Raw genomic sequence first — 16,644 nt, 5'->3', positions numbered from 1 at the left:
TATGATCTAGTCAATCTGCTGTGCTCCGTTTGCACTCAACTTACTCGACCCTATCCCAACCGTTTACGAGGACTTCATGAGCACATCGCTACCTTGCAAAGAGATCACTAAAATCGTTGCCTCAGATCTGGATGGCACGCTACTAGCGCCAAACCATCAACTCAGCGCTTACTCAAAGATGACGCTGAGAACGCTACATGAAATGGGCTACACCTTTGTCTTTGCAACAGGTCGTCACCACGTAGACGTCGCTGGTATTCGCTCTCAGGTGGGAATTCCGGCTTACATGATCACCTCAAATGGGGCACGTGTGCATGACCAAGACGACAAACTGATGTACAGCGAAAATGTACCGCAGGAGATCGTTCAAGGGGTGATCGACACGATCAAGCACGATCATGAAATACTTATCCACATGTACCAGAATGACGACTGGTTACTGAATAAAGATGATGAAACCCTACGCGAATTTCATGAAGAGTTTACCTACAAACTGTTCGATGAAAATCAAGCGCCAACTGACGGCATCGCAAAAATCTTCTTTACCCATGCAGAGAAAGATCATGAACGCCTGGTTGCCTTCGAAACTCAGTTACGTAACAAGTTTGGAGATAAATTAAATATTGCCTTCTCAACACCTTGGTGTTTGGAAATCATGAATGGTGAGGTTTCTAAGGGCCATGCTCTGCAAGCTATCGCGGAATCACTCGATCTCAAACTGGAAAACTGCCTTGCATTTGGTGACGGCATGAATGACGTAGAAATGCTGTCGATGGCAGGCAAAGGCTTGGTGATGGGCACCGCGCACGAAAAAGTAATGAAGGCTCTACCAAACAATGAAGTCATTGGCAGTAACGCCGAAGATGCAGTTGCGCGCTATCTGCAAAAGCATTTGCTACAAGGCGAGCAATAAGTACGCACTAAGAGGGCTGTATCAAGCAGCCCTTTCTTTTATGATTTAACACTGGCTGGGTAGCTTTTCTCTACCCAAGATCGCTTGCCACTCTTCCTCTGTCACTGGCATGATCGATAACCGATTTCCGCGTTTGACTAAGGGCATGTTCTCCAGTTCAGGCATCGATTTCATCACTGACAACGGAATCACCCGATCCGTTTTTCGCACAAACTCTACATCGACCATAATCCATCGTGGATTGTCTGGTTCTGACTTCGGGTCGTAATAATCACTTTCTGGATCGAACTGGAAATGATCCGGATACGCTTCACGCACTACTTTGGCAATGCCGGCCACGCCGACGTTTTTACAAGAAGAGTGGTAAATCAGGACAAAATCACCCAATTTAACCTGATCCCGCATCATATTACGTGCCTGATAATTACGAACTCCCTCCCAACATGAAACCTTTTGGGTTCGAAGCGTGTCAATAGAAAAGGTATCTGGTTCAGTTTTAAATAACCAATATGCCATAATGCCATCCGATGCTGATTGAGTAACAATAATGAGGAAGATATAACATGAAGGCTTTGAAAAACCCAGTGGCCCTCGCCACTCTGCTGGTTCTGCAAGCATGTAGCTCGCAACTGCCACAAAATGGCGACGAGACAACAACTGCCCCACCAGCATCACTCGATAAGCCTGAAACCATTCAACCTCAAACATTTACCTTACGTGGCCAGGTTGTTATAGGTCATGAAAGCCAGTACATCATGCCGTGCGGCAGTGACAAACAATACTGGTTACAACTCTCACCACAGCAAGTTCAACGCGCAATGGCATTGAGCAACAATCCTTACGATCCCTTGTATGGAGAAGTCATTGGCTACCTGACGCCCCCGGGAGGCAGCGGCTTCTCAGCGGATTTCGACGCTAACTTTGTCGTTGAACAGGTTAACCTCCTCACAAGCGAGAATCCGCAGCGCTGCAGCCAACCAAGTAAGCCCACTCGCGTATTTGGTAATGAGCCATTCTGGTCAGCAAGTTTTGAGTCCGATGCACTGCAGTTCCAACAACCGGGTAAGCCAGCACGATCTATAACCATTGAATCAAGACAGCTACAGGCTCGTCAACGCACTTATGAGCTTGCTGATGGCGAACTGCGTATGACGGAAAATCTTTGTTCTGACACCATGAGTGATTCCACCTATGGCTGGACTGCGACACTTAAATACGATGGTACAACGTATCAGGGTTGTGGTATGACATCGAATATTGACTCAACACTCGAGTGGGCAAAAACCTATGTGGCAACGTCAACGCAATCACAAGGGTTTGAAGTGCAGATGACATTAAACCCGGATCACAGCGCGACTACCCAATATAGTTACTCCGATGGGCAAGCACCATTGATTGAACGTGGTTACTGGCAGCAGTTAAGCCCATCGCAGATTCAGGTTGTGATGACTCACCACCAGCAACAGCGTTTACAGTCAGAGCGACTTTTCATCCGCGAAGGAAACCAGCTTAAAGCCACGCAAGAAAAAGTTGGCACTATGGTTTACCCAATTGCTGATGGCGGCTTGGTGTTGTATCCAACCACAGTGCGTCAATCAGGCACGAATAAAGCTACCCTAGAGCGAGCTAACAGCCCTGTCGCCAGCGCAGACATTCCCTCCAGCGCCGACTTCAACTCCAAGGTCGACGCTGCGGTACGCAATTACTTTTTTATCAATCAAACCAACCCAAGTAATAACCAATACCGCTGGCTGACTTACGATCTGAATGGTGATGGAAACGAAGAACTGCTGGTACAACTCGATTGGTGTGGTTCGGGTGGTTGTACTTTGCTGGTGTTTGAGAACCATCAAAGTGAGTGGCGCTTTAACAGTCGTATCACTCTAGTGCAGAGCCCGATCATGCTTGGCCAGCAAACCTCGCAAGGGTGGCGAGACTTAATATTTAATGTCAGTGGCGGTGGCGCGACTCCAGCTCAGCACATCATGCAATACACTGGCGTTAGCTACCCAATCAACCCAAGCGTGGCACCAAAGGCGACCTCAACACAAGTTAGCGGCGTACGCTTGTTCTCGGATGGTATCAGCCCTGTCCGCGAAGGAGTTCGCTTGTAATGGCACAGCCATGCCCTTCCTGCGGCTTTCAGTTCAACTGTATTTGCTCACTGCTGCCTAATCTCAGCAGTGAGCACGCACTGATGCTGTTGATGCACCCGAACGAACTCTTGCGCGATACCAACACAGGAAAGCTATTGCAGCAATGCCAACTCAATGTGGAATCCGTTACCTGGGATCGCAAGCAGCCACCCGCCGAGTTAGGGCCTTGCCTCGAAGATTCGAGTCGCTATCCGGTGTTACTGTTCCCCAGTGAAGACAGCCTGACACTTGAACAAGTGACGGAGCAAAGTCAGCAACAAAAAAGAAAACCGCTGTTTATTATTTTGGACGCCACCTGGCAGGAAGCACGCAAAATAATCAACAAAAGCCGTTGGCTGGAAGGGATACCAATGATGACACTATCAGCGGTAGAGAGCTCTCAATACCAGCTGCGTCGTAATCAGCAGCAAGGCAATCTGTGTACATTTGAAGTCGCAGCGCAGTTGTTAGGTCAATTGGGTGAAGAAGAAAACCAGCAGAAGATGCAGGATTTCTTCACTCACTATCTTGCTACCTTTCAGGCAGAAAAAAGTGGGCATGCACTCAAACAGTAATGGAAAGGTAAAAACAAAAAAGCGCAGCCCTCGCTGCGCTTTTTTACACGTGTTTCACGTGAAACACTGCAACGCCTTCGTCTTGGTCAGATCAAAGAAGTGACAGCAACGGCGGTAAGCTATGAATTTCCATATCCGGCAACGTTCTGGCTCGCGGAAATTGAGCAACGTTCTTGTATACATCATTAAACCAACAAGCCGCAAAGCCTGCCAGCTTAGCTCCGTGAACGTCCGTGACGATATGGTCACCGACATGCAAAATATTCTCTGCTGGAAGATCTAACACTTGCTGCGCTTTGACAAACATGTCTCCGGCGGGTTTGGCTAATCCATCCGGCCCCGCCTTCAGCACACTTTTAAAATAAGGCGTCAGACCGACTTTATCTAAGTCAACGTTACCATTGGTGATTGCAACCAGAGGAATGTGCTCACCAAGCTGTGTGAGTACATCGAGACTCTGTTGCGGAACCTCAAAACGGTTACGCCAATCAAGGGCAACTTGCACACCAGTTTCCGCTGCAGTTTCTGCCTGCGCTTGATCATAGCCAGCATCGAGGAAGCCTTGCTTGAGCTGAACTAAGCGCCAAAGTGTCACATCACTTTTTAATTCAGGAAACTGCTGCACTACCCGTCTTTTGACGTTAATCCAGTCTGGCTTTTCCATATGGGCAACGGCCGGATGTGTTTGTTGCAACCAAGACAAAAGCTCACGCTCCATACGAACTATGACGGGATTGTTGTCATAGAGCGTGTCATCAAGGTCAAATGTCATCGCCTTAATTGGCGCAATACGGCGGTAAAATTTCATGCTCTGGTTCAGTCCCCGCTCTTTTTACGTGCTCGTGGATGTGCTTGATCGTAGGCTTGCGCCAAATGCTGGAAGTCCAAATGGGTGTAGATCTGAGTCGTCGATATATTTTCGTGACCCAATAGCTCTTGCACCGCACGCAAGTTGTTACTTGATTCCAGCATGTGAGTAGCAAACGAGTGACGCAGTTTATGTGGACTGATGTGGCTTGCTACTGACTGCTTCTGCCCCCACTCTGCCATACGTTTTTGTACACTGCGATGAGAAATTCGTGTCCCCAGCTTAGAAACAAACAACGCAGGCTCACCTGGCGCGGCAAGATTACCTCTTGCTTTCAGCCATTTGCCTACCCACTCCGTCGCCATTCCAGAGAACGGCACTTTACGCTCTTTATCACCTTTACCAATGACACGAAGTTCGCCACTGCGCAAATGTACATCACGCACATCCACACTGACCAACTCCGCCAGTCGTAAACCCGCACCGTACATTAGCTCCATCATGGCGCGATCGCGAACCGCTAACGGATCGTCTTCGTTCACTTCCAATAACTGGCTCACTTCATCGACATCGAGGTTTTTTGGCAGTGGACGCTGCTTACGTGGTGCAGAAACGCCTTTGGCCGGATTCGCAGACATTTCGCCGCGCAGGATAAGAAAATCGAAAAAACTGCGCAGTGAAGATAAACGAGTGGCCAGACTGCTGGCTTTCATTCCTTCACGCATGCCTTTACCCGCCAACTGACGAACCCAGCCTGCATCAACCTGAGACCAGTCTTTCAATCCCATTTCCACTAAGTGGTGCGCCATGGTTTCCAGCTGTTGTTTATAATTACGCTGGGTATGCAAACTCAGCCCCTTTTCACTTCGCAGAAATTCGTAGAAGCGTTCAAGAGGCTTTTGCAGACTATTTGGCAGAGGAGTGTTTGGAGTTGTCGTCATCGTAACGTTGCCATACCAATGTTTGAGCAAGATGTGCCACTACTAAGGATAGATGACGCAAAAACAAGGTATCCATATCTGGTTGAAAATGCCCACCGTCCTGACTGGAAAATGCCAGCACACCAAGCGTCTGCTGCTTAACTAGCGGCAATACCACGTAAGATCCCATTTCTGGCATATCCAGATTGCCAAACAAGGCTTCACGATCGACTTTGCGTAAGCGGCCTAAATAGGCATCTTTACCATTGAGATGCGTGGTAGCAAAACGCTGGTAGTTTTCCTTGCTGAGTTGCAGAGAAGCATCACATTGACTGAACAGACGAACATAAGCGCGCAGGCCCAGGTCATGAGCTTTCTGCTCAATGGCATGAATCACTTGCTTAAAGTCGCTGCACTTCAGAACCTGCCCCTGCAAATCCATGAACTCGTAAAAAGTACGATCATTATTAGCAGCCAGAGACATCAATGTCGTGATCTCTTCTTCCAGCTCTTCAATGCGTTGACGCTGGCGGTTCAACTGAATATGAACCAGTGACACCGCGCCTAACTCCGCATGCGGAAATGATAGACGGTCGACCAGTTCAGGGCGCTGAACCAAAAAATCGGGGTGATCTTTGAGGTACTCGGCGACCACTTCGGCCGTTAACGTATCGGCTTCCACTTCAGACAAAACGTTTCCTTTCTCTTCCACTAGCACGACAGTTGCCCGTCAAAGACATGAGTAGCAGGGCCAGTCATAAACAGCGGTTTACCCGGACCTTGCCAAGCAATATTCAGTTCACCACCAGGTAGCGACACTTTGACATTTTCATCGAGCAAGCCTTGTAGAATACCAACCGCAACCGCACCACAGGCGCCACTGCCGCATGCCTGAGTTTCGCCCGCACCGCGCTCATAAACACGCAGACGGATATGGCTGCGATCGACAACCTGCATAAAACCTGCATTCACGCGTTCAGGGAAACGCTCGTGTGACTCTAATAGCGGACCTAATGTATCGACATCAGCCGTATCGACATCATCCACAACCGTCACAACATGTGGGTTACCCATACTGACAGCACCACAAAACAGAGTCTTGTCACCAGCGCGCATGATGTAGGTTTTTTCTTTTTGCTTAGCTTTGAAAGGGATCTTATTCGGCTCAAACTCTGGTACACCCATATTGACCGTCACCTCACCATCGTCTTCGACGTTGAGGATCATTTTTCCTTTCTTGGTACTCACGCTGATGCTGTATTTGTTGGTCAAACCTTTGAGACGCACAAAACGTGCAAAGCAGCGCGCACCGTTACCACACTGTTCAACTTCGCTGCCATCCGCATTGAATATGCGGTAGTGGAAGTCGGTTTCTGGGTCGTAAGGCGCTTCTACCACGAGCAATTGGTCAAAACCAACACCAGTGTGACGATCCGCCAGGCGGCGGATCAAATCTTGCGAGAAAAACACGTTCTGGGTAATGCAGTCGACGACCATGAAGTCGTTACCCAAACCGTGCATTTTGGAAAAGTGGAAATGCATTTGCTTTGTGTTACTCCGGTAGAATCTGTTCCAGCTGCCACAAACTTGTCAGCTCCTCACGCTGACGAACAAGATGGCTTTGCTTACCGTCCACCATCACTTCCGCCGCTCGGGTACGAGTATTGTAATTCGAAGACATAACAAAACCATAGGCACCAGCAGAACGAACCGCGAGTAGATCACCTTCTTGTAAAACCAACGCGCGATCTTTACCCAGGAAATCACCGGTTTCACAAATTGGTCCAACCAAGTCGTAAGTTTGCGCTTCACCATCGCGCGGCGAAACTGGCACGATATCTTGCCATGCCTGGTAAAGAGCAGGACGCATCAGGTCATTCATTGCTGCATCAATAATGGCAAAGTTTTTATGCTCAGTGTGCTTTAAGAACTCAACACGAGTCAGCAAGATGCCAGCATTCGCTGCAATCGCACGACCAGGTTCAAAAATCAGTTCCAGATCTTGGTGATTAGTCAGACGTCCCAACAGCGCTTTCGCGTAATCTGATGGCTGTGGAGGAAGCTCATCACGGTAAACCACACCAAGACCACCACCAACATCCAAGTGACGAATGTTGATGCCTTGCGCTTTCAGATCATCAATCAGAGCAAGCAAGCGATCTGTCGCATCGATAAAAGGTTCAATATCAGTTAACTGAGAACCAATATGGCAGTCGATACCCTGTACGTTTAGGTTCGGCAAGCTTTGGGCGAATTTGTACACCTCAGGTGCACGATCAAACGCAATACCAAATTTGTTGTCGCGAAGACCAGTCGAAATATAAGGGTGAGTTTTTGCGTCTACATCGGGGTTGATGCGCAGTGAAATAGGAGCAATCACACCAAGATCGCCTGCCACTTTATTCAGGCGCTCAAGTTCAGGCTCAGATTCAACGTTGAAGCACTTGATACCAAGTTCCAGTGCGCGTTTCATTTCTGCTGGGGTTTTACCTACGCCAGAAAATACCACTTTCTTCGCGTCACCACCGGCAGCAATAACACGTTCTAGTTCACCACCAGATACGATATCAAAGCCTGAACCCAAACGAGCCAGTGTATTCAGTACGCCTAAGTTTGAGTTTGCTTTTACGGCATAACAAACCAGATGAGGATGTTGACCCACAGCACTATCAAACGCCTTCCAATGGCGCTCTAGCGTGGCTCGAGAGTATACATAAAGAGGAGTGCCATATTGCTCGGCCAGAGCTTGAAGTGAGACGTCTTCGGCCCAAAGCTGGCCATCATCCTGATAGTTGAAGTAATCCAAAATTCGCTTCCCTTATTTTATTCGACTGCTGAACCCTAATTTCACCCTAAGGTGCGGAGATTTATTGTGATTGCTCGTTTTGTTGTGTGTCATCTGGAATATAGAGTGAACCTGACTGCCCACACCCTACCAAGGTAGCCGCAGCCATCACAAACAACACAGTAACTAATTTTTTCATTTGGCATATCGTGATTATTGAATCAATGCCCCCTATAATCGCACCACACTCAGGAAAAGCAATAGGACAGACGGATGAACGATACTGAATTTCATCAACTGGTGGATATACAGATGCAAATCATCGAAGAATCCATCGATGATTCAGGTGCAGACATTGATTATGAAGTGTCTGGTAACGTAATGACATTAGAATTTGAAGACCGCAGCCAGATCATTATCAACCGCCAGGAACCGATGCATGAAATTTGGCTGGCTTCAAAATCAGGTGGCTTCCACTTTAAGCTCATCGAAGATAAATGGACCTGCTCGAAAACCGGCATGGAACTGTTTGAGATGGTGAAGCAAGAGTGTGAAAAACACGCGGGCGAAGCGATCGATTGGGAATAAGCTCATTTTGCTTTTACCCATACAGAAAAAGAGCACCGCGGTGCTCTTTTTGTTTTTGTTCTGTTTGAAGCTATAGCTATGCGTTCACCGCTTTGTTGGGACGATGAGGAGGACAATCATTGCGGTAAGGAATGATGTAAGCGTTACCCTCTTCCGGATGAATGATCTGATAGTACTGCGGCAAGTTAAAGTTAATAAACTTCGAAGCTACGCGGGTATCATCTTTCACCGAGGTATAGAAGCTGTTGACTGACGCAATCATCTCATCTTTCGAGCCACTAAACTGGTGATACACTTCCACCTGGTTCGACTCGTCGAGAACATAAATATTGAACCCTTTCTCGCTATCTTCGAAGAAAAACTGCACCAATCCTTCACTGGCAAACCCATCCACCGCATCCGGCATTTGATATTCTTGCTCACGATCGAGCATTAATAATGGCGAACCTTTCAGCTTATTGGTTGAAATACTGCGATAGAAATCGACAGAATTTTCTAACTTCTGTACAGAAACACCACGACGCTCGAAGAATAAACCGTAAGTTTTATCGCCAAGGCGCATCGCTTTAAATCGACGACGTTTTTCCTGCTCAACAGGCTTTAAGCGCAGATCGATACACTCCGCTAGCAACTGATACACTTTATTGCGCATTACACCACGCATGTTTTTCGCGTAACAGAACACATCAACCGACTCTGGAGGAAGCGCATCTTGGTGCATCTTACCCAAAATGGTTTTCAGTGCATCGAGCATCGCCGTGCCGCCTTTAAAATGCAGCGTACGAACTTCATGCCAGGAATTGCGGTAAACCAAGTCAACACTGCCGACTAAGTTTTTATGCTCAGGACCAAAACTGAAAATATCAGTATTCTTCAAATCTACTTTGAGCGAACGACCGGATAACTCTTCAGTAGGGTCACTTTCAAAGTTGATGAACATCGTCAACTGACTGATTTCACATGGACTCGCTAGAGCTTGCATAGTCGGACGGCGCTTACGCAATGCAAAGGTGTTACGTAAATCGCTCACCATTTGGTAGAACTTATCAATGTCTAACTGCGCTTCACGTACGACAGCGTGCAAACGCGTCGATTCCGTGATCAAACCATTAAAGAAGGCCCACGAAACCAGTTTGCTCAGATATTCATGGTGCTCAAGGTATGGCTGACCCAAAATACGGTGTGCAACCAACGGCTGCTTGTACAAGTACCAGCCGGACTTATTGACACCACCATCCTTCACTTCGATAAAGCTCAGATCCGGTTCATGTAAATCTGGTGAGATTTGAGGGTTCAGTAGCGTCACTTTACCAGGAAGTACCTCAAAAGCCGCGTACAGCTTACGAGCCAGAATACTGATGTCTTGTGGACTGATGGCCGAAGTGATGTCGTTACGACGCGCAAATTGGATAAGGTTACGATAACTCTGCATCAGCGCATCTAACAGCGCATGATGCACTATTTTCACCTGTTCAACCTTCCAGTTACGGCGGTCGTCAAGTTCTGCCACCACGCTTTCATCCCAGTCCCAGCGGGTAATCATGTCGCTCAAGGCTTCACGACGCCAGGCAACAGAACCAACACCCGGCTGACGAGAGAGTTTTTCATGGGTTTTAAGGTAAAAACAGCGGCGAACTAAGTCTAAACGCGTGTAGTCCTGAATACGTTCAAGATAGCGAGTGACTTTTTCCAGCATCAGATAATACGCGTCCATACCGTAGAGATCAGGCTCATGGGCAAAGAAACGACGCTTAGTATCGATACTCAATAGTTGAGTGTGAGGGTATTCCCACGAGTAAGCTTCAAGCAGAATGGCTTTTAATACCGATTTGTAAGGAGAATCGATACTCTTGTACAACTGCCACAAATTCGAGCCAAAGTACTCTTCCGCTGGAATTCGGTTCAATTTGCCAAAGTCGATCCACTCTTTACAATCGATGTAGCCATCGCGACAAAGTTGCGAAACGTACTCGTCGTAAGACTCTTCCATCTCAGGTGGCACAATTTGCCACAACAATCGTTGCCCAGCGATACGCACTGCGCTGCGATAGAACTCATCAAGTAGTAGCAAGTGCTGTGAAGAACCACAGTTATCACCAGTCATTTCTTCAGAATGGTTACTTCTGAAGCGCTCTTCATCCATAAGGAAGAAGTTAGCTTCGACACCTTTGCTCTGCGCCCAGTCAGTGATCAATAAACACTTGTTGGTGAGTAACTCACGCTGATCACCGTTCATATCAGGCGAAATACACACCCAAATATCTAAGTCACTAGAGGTACTTTGACCGATCGATGACGTACTGCCCATCGTATACAAGCCGAGGATCGCAGGTTGCTCCGCATCAGCTAGCTTATCGCTAATGGTCAGTTGTGTATCGTCGATGAATTGCTGCTGAACGTCATTAGGTTCCAGACCATAGACACCAACAGGCACGTCAGCATCGTAGTAACCCGGAATAACGGGATGGTTGTAATTCAACAAGACAGGAATCAAGTGGAAAACTTGCTGGCTTTGCGAATCCATAAGCGCCAGCGCACGTTCAACACGTTGCTGATTCAAATTATCTAGTCGCTGAATGATTTTTTGGGTGTAAGCCTGCAAGGGTAATTCCTTGGTTGAACAATCACAGATATCTGATGATATTTTAAGCTCAAAAAGCCTAAAAACGTGATCAATTTAACACTTTTATTGTGCATGGTAAAGTTTCAGTGCTCTAATTAGCGTCAGAGAAAAAACTATACTCCAGTCACAAAATTAACAGCGAGCTAGTGTCGCTTGTTATCGCCTTAAACTAATAATAGTCCTTAGTCTAATTGAGAATCTAGTCACACTATTTTCATAACATCATGTAATTCCATTCATAGCACCGCCAGATATCCAACTAACAGTAAGAATTTCTTGATGAGAATGGTAGGATAAAGCCAAATCCAAACAGCATTGAGAAGATCATGACACAATCCACACCAATTCGCATTGCAACTCGAAAAAGCCCACTTGCTTTGTGGCAAGCATACTTTGTCAAAGACGCCCTTCAAGCCGCTCACCCGGGTTTAGAAGTCGAGTTAGTAACCATGGTGACCAAAGGTGACGTGATCCTAGATACACCGTTAGCGAAAGTGGGCGGTAAAGGTTTATTCGTTAAAGAGCTAGAAGTCGCTATGCTGGAAGGCCGTGCCGATCTCGCCGTGCATTCAATGAAAGACGTGCCTGTCGACTTCCCTGAAGGGCTCGGGCTAGTCACCATCTGCGAGCGGGGAGATCCACGCGATGCTTTTGTTTCTAATACCTATAGCAGCGTTGATGACTTACCTCAAGGTGCCGTTGTTGGTACATGCAGCCTACGCCGTCAGTGCCAACTTAAAGAATACCGCCCTGATCTGATCATCAAAGAGCTACGTGGCAACGTTGGTACGCGCCTTGGAAAACTGGATGCTGGCGAATACGACGCCATCGTCCTGGCAGCTGCAGGCCTGAAGCGCCTGGAGCTTGAAGAACGTATCCGCTGCTTTATTGAACCTGAACAATCTCTTCCTGCCGTTGGTCAAGGCGCAGTAGGTATTGAGTGTCGCTTAGACGATGAAAGACTGCTCAAGCTGCTCGAGCCACTTAACCATAAAGATACAGTAGACCGAGTATTGTGCGAGCGCGCAATGAACCTGACTCTGGAAGGTGGCTGTCAGGTTCCTATTGGCAGCTACGCTCTGCTTGATGGCGATGACGTTTGGTTACGCGCCCTAGTCGGAGAGCCAGACGGAAGTAAAATCGTTCGCGGTGAAATTCGCGGCCACCGCAAAGATGGCGAAGCACTCGGTGTTCAGCTAGCAAACGAACTGCTGGATAACGGTGCACGCGACATCCTCACCAAGCTGTACGCAGATCACGACTAATCATGGCAGTGTTGGTCACTCGGCCGGGAGAGCAAGGCGTTAGGCTTTGCTCTCTGCTCGAAAGCCACGGCATTTCCGCACATCATCATCCATTGATCGACATTGTTGCCGATCTTACGGATACACAACTCTCCGCTCACCTCCATCATGCTCACTTTATTATCGCCGTCAGCCGACATGCGGTGCAGTGCGCGCAGCAAATATTATCAAACAACGGTATATCCTGGCCTAAACACGCCATTTACCTTGCCGTTGGTCAAAAAACAGCACACAACTTAAGCAAATGCACGCAACAAAAAGTACACTATCCTCAAGTCAGTGATAGTGAACACTTATTGCAACTCCCAGCGTTAAACAATGTCGACCAACAGACCGTAGTTATTCTGCGTGGAAACGGTGGAAGAGAGCTAATTAAAGACGCATTGGTGAGACGTGGAGCAAAAGTTCACTATAGTGAGACTTACAAGAGAGAATTCATCCCATTCGATCCAGTAAGCTGTATCTCACTATGGAAAACGCTACGCATCAATCAGCTCATCGTCACGAGTGGTGAACAACTGGATTATTTGTGCAGCCAATTGACAACTGAGCAATTGGCTTGGCTTAATCAACAAGAGTTGTATATCCCCAGTCAGCGTATCGCCGACATCGCAATTCAAAAGGGGTTTACTCAGGTAAGATGCACAGGAAGTGCATCCAACCAAGAATTACTGGCTGCTCTCCAGCCCTAGCTACACAGGATAAAGGCATGACAAGTAAAAATAACGACCAAAAAAATAATGATAAAAACCTTGCCGAAGAAACCTCTTCGGCACCGCTAGCTGAAAAAGATACCCCGAAACAGGACGTTGAGCCTGAAAAGGAAGCATCACAACCTGCTGATACAGAAAAGCCAGTAGAACAAAAGAAAGTTGAGTTTGAAGAGAAACAAGGTAAACGAGGCGTTAAACTAGGTACCGTCGCTATTATCTTGTCTATCATTTTTGGTGGCGGTTTAGCTTACAAACTTCACGAGCAACAAGCAGATTATCAGGCTCAAATCGCTCAACTTAAAAGCCAGCTTGAATCCACTCAAGCATCAATGAAGCAAGAGCTGACTCAAGTTAAAGAAGAAACCATCGAAAAGGCGACCACCGTAACTCACAAAGCTGAAGTGGTTCTTGGTCAACAGCAGAAAAGTATCGATAGCCTGCAACTTGCCGTGGCTGACGTGAAAGGCCGCCGTCCAAACGACTGGTTACTGGCCGAAGCCGATTACTTAGTGAAACTGGCTGGTCGTAAGCTGTTCCTTGAGCACGACGTGGAAAGCGCTACTCAATTGATGGAAAGCGCCGACCAACGTATCGCAGCACTGAATGATCCTAGCCTAGTCAATCTTCGCAAAGCGATGGCGAACGACATTACTAAACTGCGTACCGTTCCTTTGGTTGACCGAGACGGATTGGTGCTGCGTCTGACAGCATTGCAACAGCAAGTCGACAAAATGCCTCTGGCTAATGCCCTGCTTCCTGAAGCAGCAGTTGTGACTGAGGAAGAGGTATCGGAAGACATTGCCAACTGGCAAGATAACCTGATGACGTCTCTGAAAGACTTCTCAGAAAACTTTATTACTTTCCGCACCCGAGATGGCAACGTCATCCCGCTGCTTTCACCTCAGCAGCATTTCTACCTAAAAGAGAATATTAAAGCCAAGCTAGAAACAGCGATCAAAGCGGTTTACCAAGAGCAAGGCGAAGTCTACTCGACCTCGCTAAAAACAGCCGATAAGTGGGCGTTAGCCTTCTTCAACCAAGACGATAACTCCGTAAAAGAGTTCAACAAAACGATCGGCCAGTTGAGCCAGCAAAATATACAGGTTGAGTACCCTGCCAAACTGGAAAGTCAGTCGCAGCTATCGGATGTTATTCGTGAGCGCATACGTCGTGAAGTAACCACTATGACAGGCACGGAGGACAAATAATGTTTCGTCTTATTTTCCTATTTGCCATTCTGGGTGCAGGCCTGTTTGTCGGTACACAATACTCAGGTCAACAGGGTTATGTTCTGATCTCGATCGCCGAGAAAACCATTGAGATGAGCGTGACAACGCTGGTCATTTTTGTAATCGCTGCGCTTGCTGGCCTGTTCATTTTAGAATACCTAATCAAGAAACTGGTCTACGCGAGCTCGAGTACCTGGAACTACTTCAGTGTCCGTAAAATGCGTCGTTCTCGTCGTTACACCAATGAAGGCATCATTAAGCTGCTAGAAGGTGACTGGAAAGGTGCTGAGAAGAAAGTCACTCGTTGGGCAAATCACCACGACATGCCACTCCTATGCTACCTGGTAGCCTCAGAAGCAGCACAAGGCCAAGGTGATAAAGAGAAACGTGACAAATACCTGGAACTCGCAAGCCAGCAAGAAAATGCGCACCTCGCCGTTGAGCTTACCCGCGCCAAGCAGTTTATTCGCGATAATGAGTTTGACTTGGCGTTTGACACACTATCATCACTGAAAAATCAGTACGCGAGCAACCCGGTAGTGTTGAACCTGCTAAAAACAACGTATATGCAGCTAAAACTGTGGCAACCTTTAATCGACTTAATGCCTCAGTTAAACAAAGCAAAACTTGTAACTGAAGACGAGCAAATCGAGCTGATAAAGACGGCGCAATGTGGCCTATTACATGAAGTCGCGCAACAGCAAGGTAGTGAAGGACTGATTTCTCACTGGAACGGCTTAGCTCGTAAAGTAAAACAGGACCCACATTTGATCGCATGCTTTGCTCGCGAACTGATTGCCCGTAAAGCAGATAACGAAGCATTTACCGTTATCAAAGAAGCATTGAATAAAACACCAGCGCCCGAGCTATACGAGTTGCTTCCAGAGTTAAATGTGCCTGATATCCACCCGATCGTTGTCTTCTTAGAAGGCGTCATTAAGAAAGAATCGGACAATGCGGCTGCACACAGTGCATTGGCGCATTTCTACTTCCGTCAAGAGAAGTGGCACGAGTCTCAGGAGCAATTTGAAGCAGCCTTAAAACTTCGCTCTGACGTCTCTGATTACGCTTTCTTAGCAGACGCACTAGAGAAGCAAAACCTGACTAAAGCAGCGCACGAAGTGTCTCGTAAAGCACTAACACTGGTTCAAAATGATTAAGTAGACCTACATTTGATACCTAACAGGCCGACATTCCCATGTCGGCCTTTTTATTGCTATTAAACAATAGAACTTATTCGCTATATCGACTTTAAAAAGCTCGCAAGCCAGCAAAAAATCTATCCAGATGAAAATGAAGTTATTGGCTCTGACTCAATCTATTATCTGCTCGACCATATGGCTTTGGAGTGTGTCGATATCTGTTTTCAGGATGACGGTCAATTTAGGCAACAAAACACAACAACACGGTTATGGACGAAAAAAGGAACGCGCCCAAGAGCTATGAAGAAACAGCAATTTGAGTAGGCCTAGCTATTTGGTTCTGTCTGCCCCAAAAAACATTGGAGGCTATCTTGTCCCGTGGGTCAATAAAGGCCCCACAATCAGCCTCTTGCGGACCGATAAAGACACTGTCTCCACAGTGGTAGGGCTTGGAATAGCTTTTTGACAGGCTCCGCCAGAGTCACCTAGATGTGTTCGAGAAGATGAATAGACCTGAACAATTGATTGTCCAGATTGCTATGACGGATTTGCTGGGGTTGCGTACAGTTGGACTCGCACACACACGACGATACTCGATTCCTCTGAAAGGGAAACTATACGCCGTAAACGAAAAAAGCCTAGTCTTTCGACTAGGCTTCTTCATAAGTGGCTGGGGTCGCACGCGACCGGGACTCCCTGATACCTTGCTTGGCGCGTCCCCCGGCGTGACAGGCCGGCGTTCTTTAAACCAACAACAACCAACTGAACTATCGCTCCGCATTGGTCACTTTAAACCAAACGTAAAAAGCCCCAGTCTTTCGACTGAGGCTTCAATAAGTGGCGGAGTGGACGGGACTCGAACCCGCGACCCCCGGCGTGACAGGCCGGTATTCTAACCAACTGAACTAC

16 protein-coding genes are annotated in these 16,644 nt (G+C 47.4%); 8 read left to right on the top strand and 8 right to left on the bottom strand.

Features of this window, described 5'->3' with window-relative positions; all coding sequences use genetic code 11:
* The first annotated feature begins 76 nt into the window (after positions 1-76).
* Positions 77-913: a Cof-type HAD-IIB family hydrolase gene (locus tag RXX31_RS22450; protein WP_317591886.1), complete on the top strand. Its 837-nt coding sequence runs from the start codon at positions 77-79 to the stop codon at positions 911-913.
* A 45-nt stretch (positions 914-958) separates the two neighbouring features.
* On the opposite strand, the gene RXX31_RS22445 is transcribed toward RXX31_RS22450, so the two are convergent.
* Complete coding sequence (locus tag RXX31_RS22445; protein WP_317591885.1) at positions 959-1,429, bottom strand: EVE domain-containing protein; 471 nt, start codon at positions 1,427-1,429, stop codon at positions 959-961.
* A 47-nt stretch (positions 1,430-1,476) separates the two neighbouring features.
* Between RXX31_RS22445 and RXX31_RS22440 the strand changes: the two genes are divergently transcribed.
* Together RXX31_RS22440 and RXX31_RS22435 are read left to right on the top strand one after the other, a co-directional pair.
* A complete protein-coding gene (locus RXX31_RS22440; RefSeq protein ID WP_317591884.1) occupies positions 1,477-3,027 on the top strand; it encodes a hypothetical protein in 1,551 nt (516 codons plus the stop codon).
* Positions 3,027-3,623 carry a tRNA-uridine aminocarboxypropyltransferase gene (locus tag RXX31_RS22435; RefSeq protein WP_317591883.1) on the top strand — a complete coding sequence of 199 codons (597 nt, stop codon included), beginning with the start codon at positions 3,027-3,029 and terminating at the stop codon, positions 3,621-3,623. The genes RXX31_RS22440 and RXX31_RS22435 overlap by 1 nt, the downstream gene beginning before the upstream one ends.
* A gap of 91 nt (positions 3,624-3,714) precedes the next feature.
* Here RXX31_RS22435 and yigB read toward each other — a convergent pair whose 3' ends face one another.
* The 6 genes from yigB to lptM all read right to left on the bottom strand — a co-directional run bounded on the left by yigB (position 3,715) and on the right by lptM (position 8,335).
* Positions 3,715-4,431, bottom strand: coding sequence for a 5-amino-6-(5-phospho-D-ribitylamino)uracil phosphatase YigB (yigB, locus tag RXX31_RS22430; protein ID WP_317591882.1), 717 nt, complete (start codon positions 4,429-4,431; stop codon positions 3,715-3,717).
* A gap of 8 nt (positions 4,432-4,439) precedes the next feature.
* Positions 4,440-5,372 (bottom strand): tyrosine recombinase XerC, encoded by a 933-nt coding sequence (gene xerC, locus RXX31_RS22425; RefSeq protein ID WP_317591881.1) that lies wholly within the window; start codon positions 5,370-5,372, stop codon positions 4,440-4,442.
* A complete protein-coding gene (locus RXX31_RS22420; protein ID WP_317591880.1) occupies positions 5,338-6,069 on the bottom strand; it encodes a DUF484 family protein in 732 nt (243 codons plus the stop codon). The genes xerC and RXX31_RS22420 overlap by 35 nt, the downstream gene beginning before the upstream one ends.
* On the bottom strand, positions 6,063-6,893 hold the full coding sequence (dapF, locus tag RXX31_RS22415; protein WP_317591879.1) for a diaminopimelate epimerase: 831 nt from the start codon (positions 6,891-6,893) through the stop codon (positions 6,063-6,065). The genes RXX31_RS22420 and dapF overlap by 7 nt, the downstream gene beginning before the upstream one ends.
* 10 nt (positions 6,894-6,903) lie before the next feature.
* The gene (lysA, locus tag RXX31_RS22410; RefSeq protein ID WP_065297535.1) at positions 6,904-8,157 is read right to left on the bottom strand and encodes a diaminopimelate decarboxylase; all 1,254 of its coding nucleotides are present in this window, start codon (positions 8,155-8,157) and stop codon (positions 6,904-6,906) included.
* 61 nt (positions 8,158-8,218) lie between these two features.
* Positions 8,219-8,335: an LPS translocon maturation chaperone LptM gene (gene lptM / locus RXX31_RS24875; RefSeq protein WP_411197998.1), complete on the bottom strand. Its 117-nt coding sequence runs from the start codon at positions 8,333-8,335 to the stop codon at positions 8,219-8,221.
* A gap of 74 nt (positions 8,336-8,409) precedes the next feature.
* Between lptM and cyaY the strand changes: the two genes are divergently transcribed.
* Positions 8,410-8,724 carry an iron donor protein CyaY gene (gene cyaY / locus RXX31_RS22400; RefSeq protein ID WP_317591878.1) on the top strand — a complete coding sequence of 105 codons (315 nt, stop codon included), beginning with the start codon at positions 8,410-8,412 and terminating at the stop codon, positions 8,722-8,724.
* A 76-nt stretch (positions 8,725-8,800) separates the two neighbouring features.
* Here the strand turns inward: cyaY and RXX31_RS22395 are convergent, their stop codons facing one another.
* Complete coding sequence (locus RXX31_RS22395) at positions 8,801-11,326, bottom strand: class I adenylate cyclase (protein WP_317591877.1); 2,526 nt, start codon at positions 11,324-11,326, stop codon at positions 8,801-8,803.
* 347 nt (positions 11,327-11,673) lie between these two features.
* Between RXX31_RS22395 and hemC the strand changes: the two genes are divergently transcribed.
* From hemC to RXX31_RS22375, 4 genes are read left to right on the top strand one after another with little or no spacing between them, the layout of a single operon-like run.
* The gene (gene hemC / locus RXX31_RS22390) at positions 11,674-12,612 is read left to right on the top strand and encodes a hydroxymethylbilane synthase (RefSeq protein WP_317591876.1); all 939 of its coding nucleotides are present in this window, start codon (positions 11,674-11,676) and stop codon (positions 12,610-12,612) included.
* 2 nt (positions 12,613-12,614) lie between these two features.
* Complete coding sequence (locus tag RXX31_RS22385) at positions 12,615-13,343, top strand: uroporphyrinogen-III synthase (RefSeq protein ID WP_317591875.1); 729 nt, start codon at positions 12,615-12,617, stop codon at positions 13,341-13,343.
* Positions 13,344-13,360: 17 nt separating this feature from the next.
* Positions 13,361-14,572 carry a uroporphyrinogen-III C-methyltransferase gene (locus RXX31_RS22380; RefSeq protein WP_317591874.1) on the top strand — a complete coding sequence of 404 codons (1,212 nt, stop codon included), beginning with the start codon at positions 13,361-13,363 and terminating at the stop codon, positions 14,570-14,572.
* Positions 14,572-15,753 carry a heme biosynthesis protein HemY gene (locus RXX31_RS22375; RefSeq protein ID WP_317591873.1) on the top strand — a complete coding sequence of 394 codons (1,182 nt, stop codon included), beginning with the start codon at positions 14,572-14,574 and terminating at the stop codon, positions 15,751-15,753. Before RXX31_RS22380 ends, RXX31_RS22375 begins: the two co-directional genes overlap by 1 nt.
* Positions 15,754-16,644 lie beyond the last annotated feature (891 nt).

Source organism: Vibrio sp. EA2, from assembly GCF_033042495.1.
Taxonomy (GTDB): Bacteria; Pseudomonadota; Gammaproteobacteria; order Enterobacterales; family Vibrionaceae; genus Vibrio.
This window is presented reverse-complemented; position numbering and strand designations above follow the sequence as displayed.

Excerpts from the sequence above, each read along its gene's own strand:
- RXX31_RS22450 (WP_317591886.1), top strand. The coding sequence starts at position 77 with ATGAGCACATCGCTACCTTGCAAAGAGATCACTAAAATCGTTGCCTCA.
- RXX31_RS22445 (WP_317591885.1), bottom strand. The coding sequence starts at position 1,429 with ATGGCATATTGGTTATTTAAAACTGAACCAGATACCTTTTCTATTGAC.
- RXX31_RS22440 (WP_317591884.1), top strand. The coding sequence starts at position 1,477 with ATGAAGGCTTTGAAAAACCCAGTGGCCCTCGCCACTCTGCTGGTTCTG.
- RXX31_RS22435 (WP_317591883.1), top strand. The coding sequence starts at position 3,027 with ATGGCACAGCCATGCCCTTCCTGCGGCTTTCAGTTCAACTGTATTTGC.
- yigB (WP_317591882.1), bottom strand. The coding sequence starts at position 4,431 with ATGAAATTTTACCGCCGTATTGCGCCAATTAAGGCGATGACATTTGAC.
- xerC (WP_317591881.1), bottom strand. The coding sequence starts at position 5,372 with ATGACGACAACTCCAAACACTCCTCTGCCAAATAGTCTGCAAAAGCCT.
- dapF (WP_317591879.1), bottom strand. The coding sequence starts at position 6,893 with ATGCATTTCCACTTTTCCAAAATGCACGGTTTGGGTAACGACTTCATG.
- lptM (WP_411197998.1), bottom strand. The coding sequence starts at position 8,335 with ATGAAAAAATTAGTTACTGTGTTGTTTGTGATGGCTGCGGCTACCTTG.
- cyaY (WP_317591878.1), top strand. The coding sequence starts at position 8,410 with ATGAACGATACTGAATTTCATCAACTGGTGGATATACAGATGCAAATC.
- hemC (WP_317591876.1), top strand. The coding sequence starts at position 11,674 with ATGACACAATCCACACCAATTCGCATTGCAACTCGAAAAAGCCCACTT.
- RXX31_RS22385 (WP_317591875.1), top strand. The coding sequence starts at position 12,615 with ATGGCAGTGTTGGTCACTCGGCCGGGAGAGCAAGGCGTTAGGCTTTGC.
- RXX31_RS22380 (WP_317591874.1), top strand. The coding sequence starts at position 13,361 with ATGACAAGTAAAAATAACGACCAAAAAAATAATGATAAAAACCTTGCC.
- RXX31_RS22375 (WP_317591873.1), top strand. The coding sequence starts at position 14,572 with ATGTTTCGTCTTATTTTCCTATTTGCCATTCTGGGTGCAGGCCTGTTT.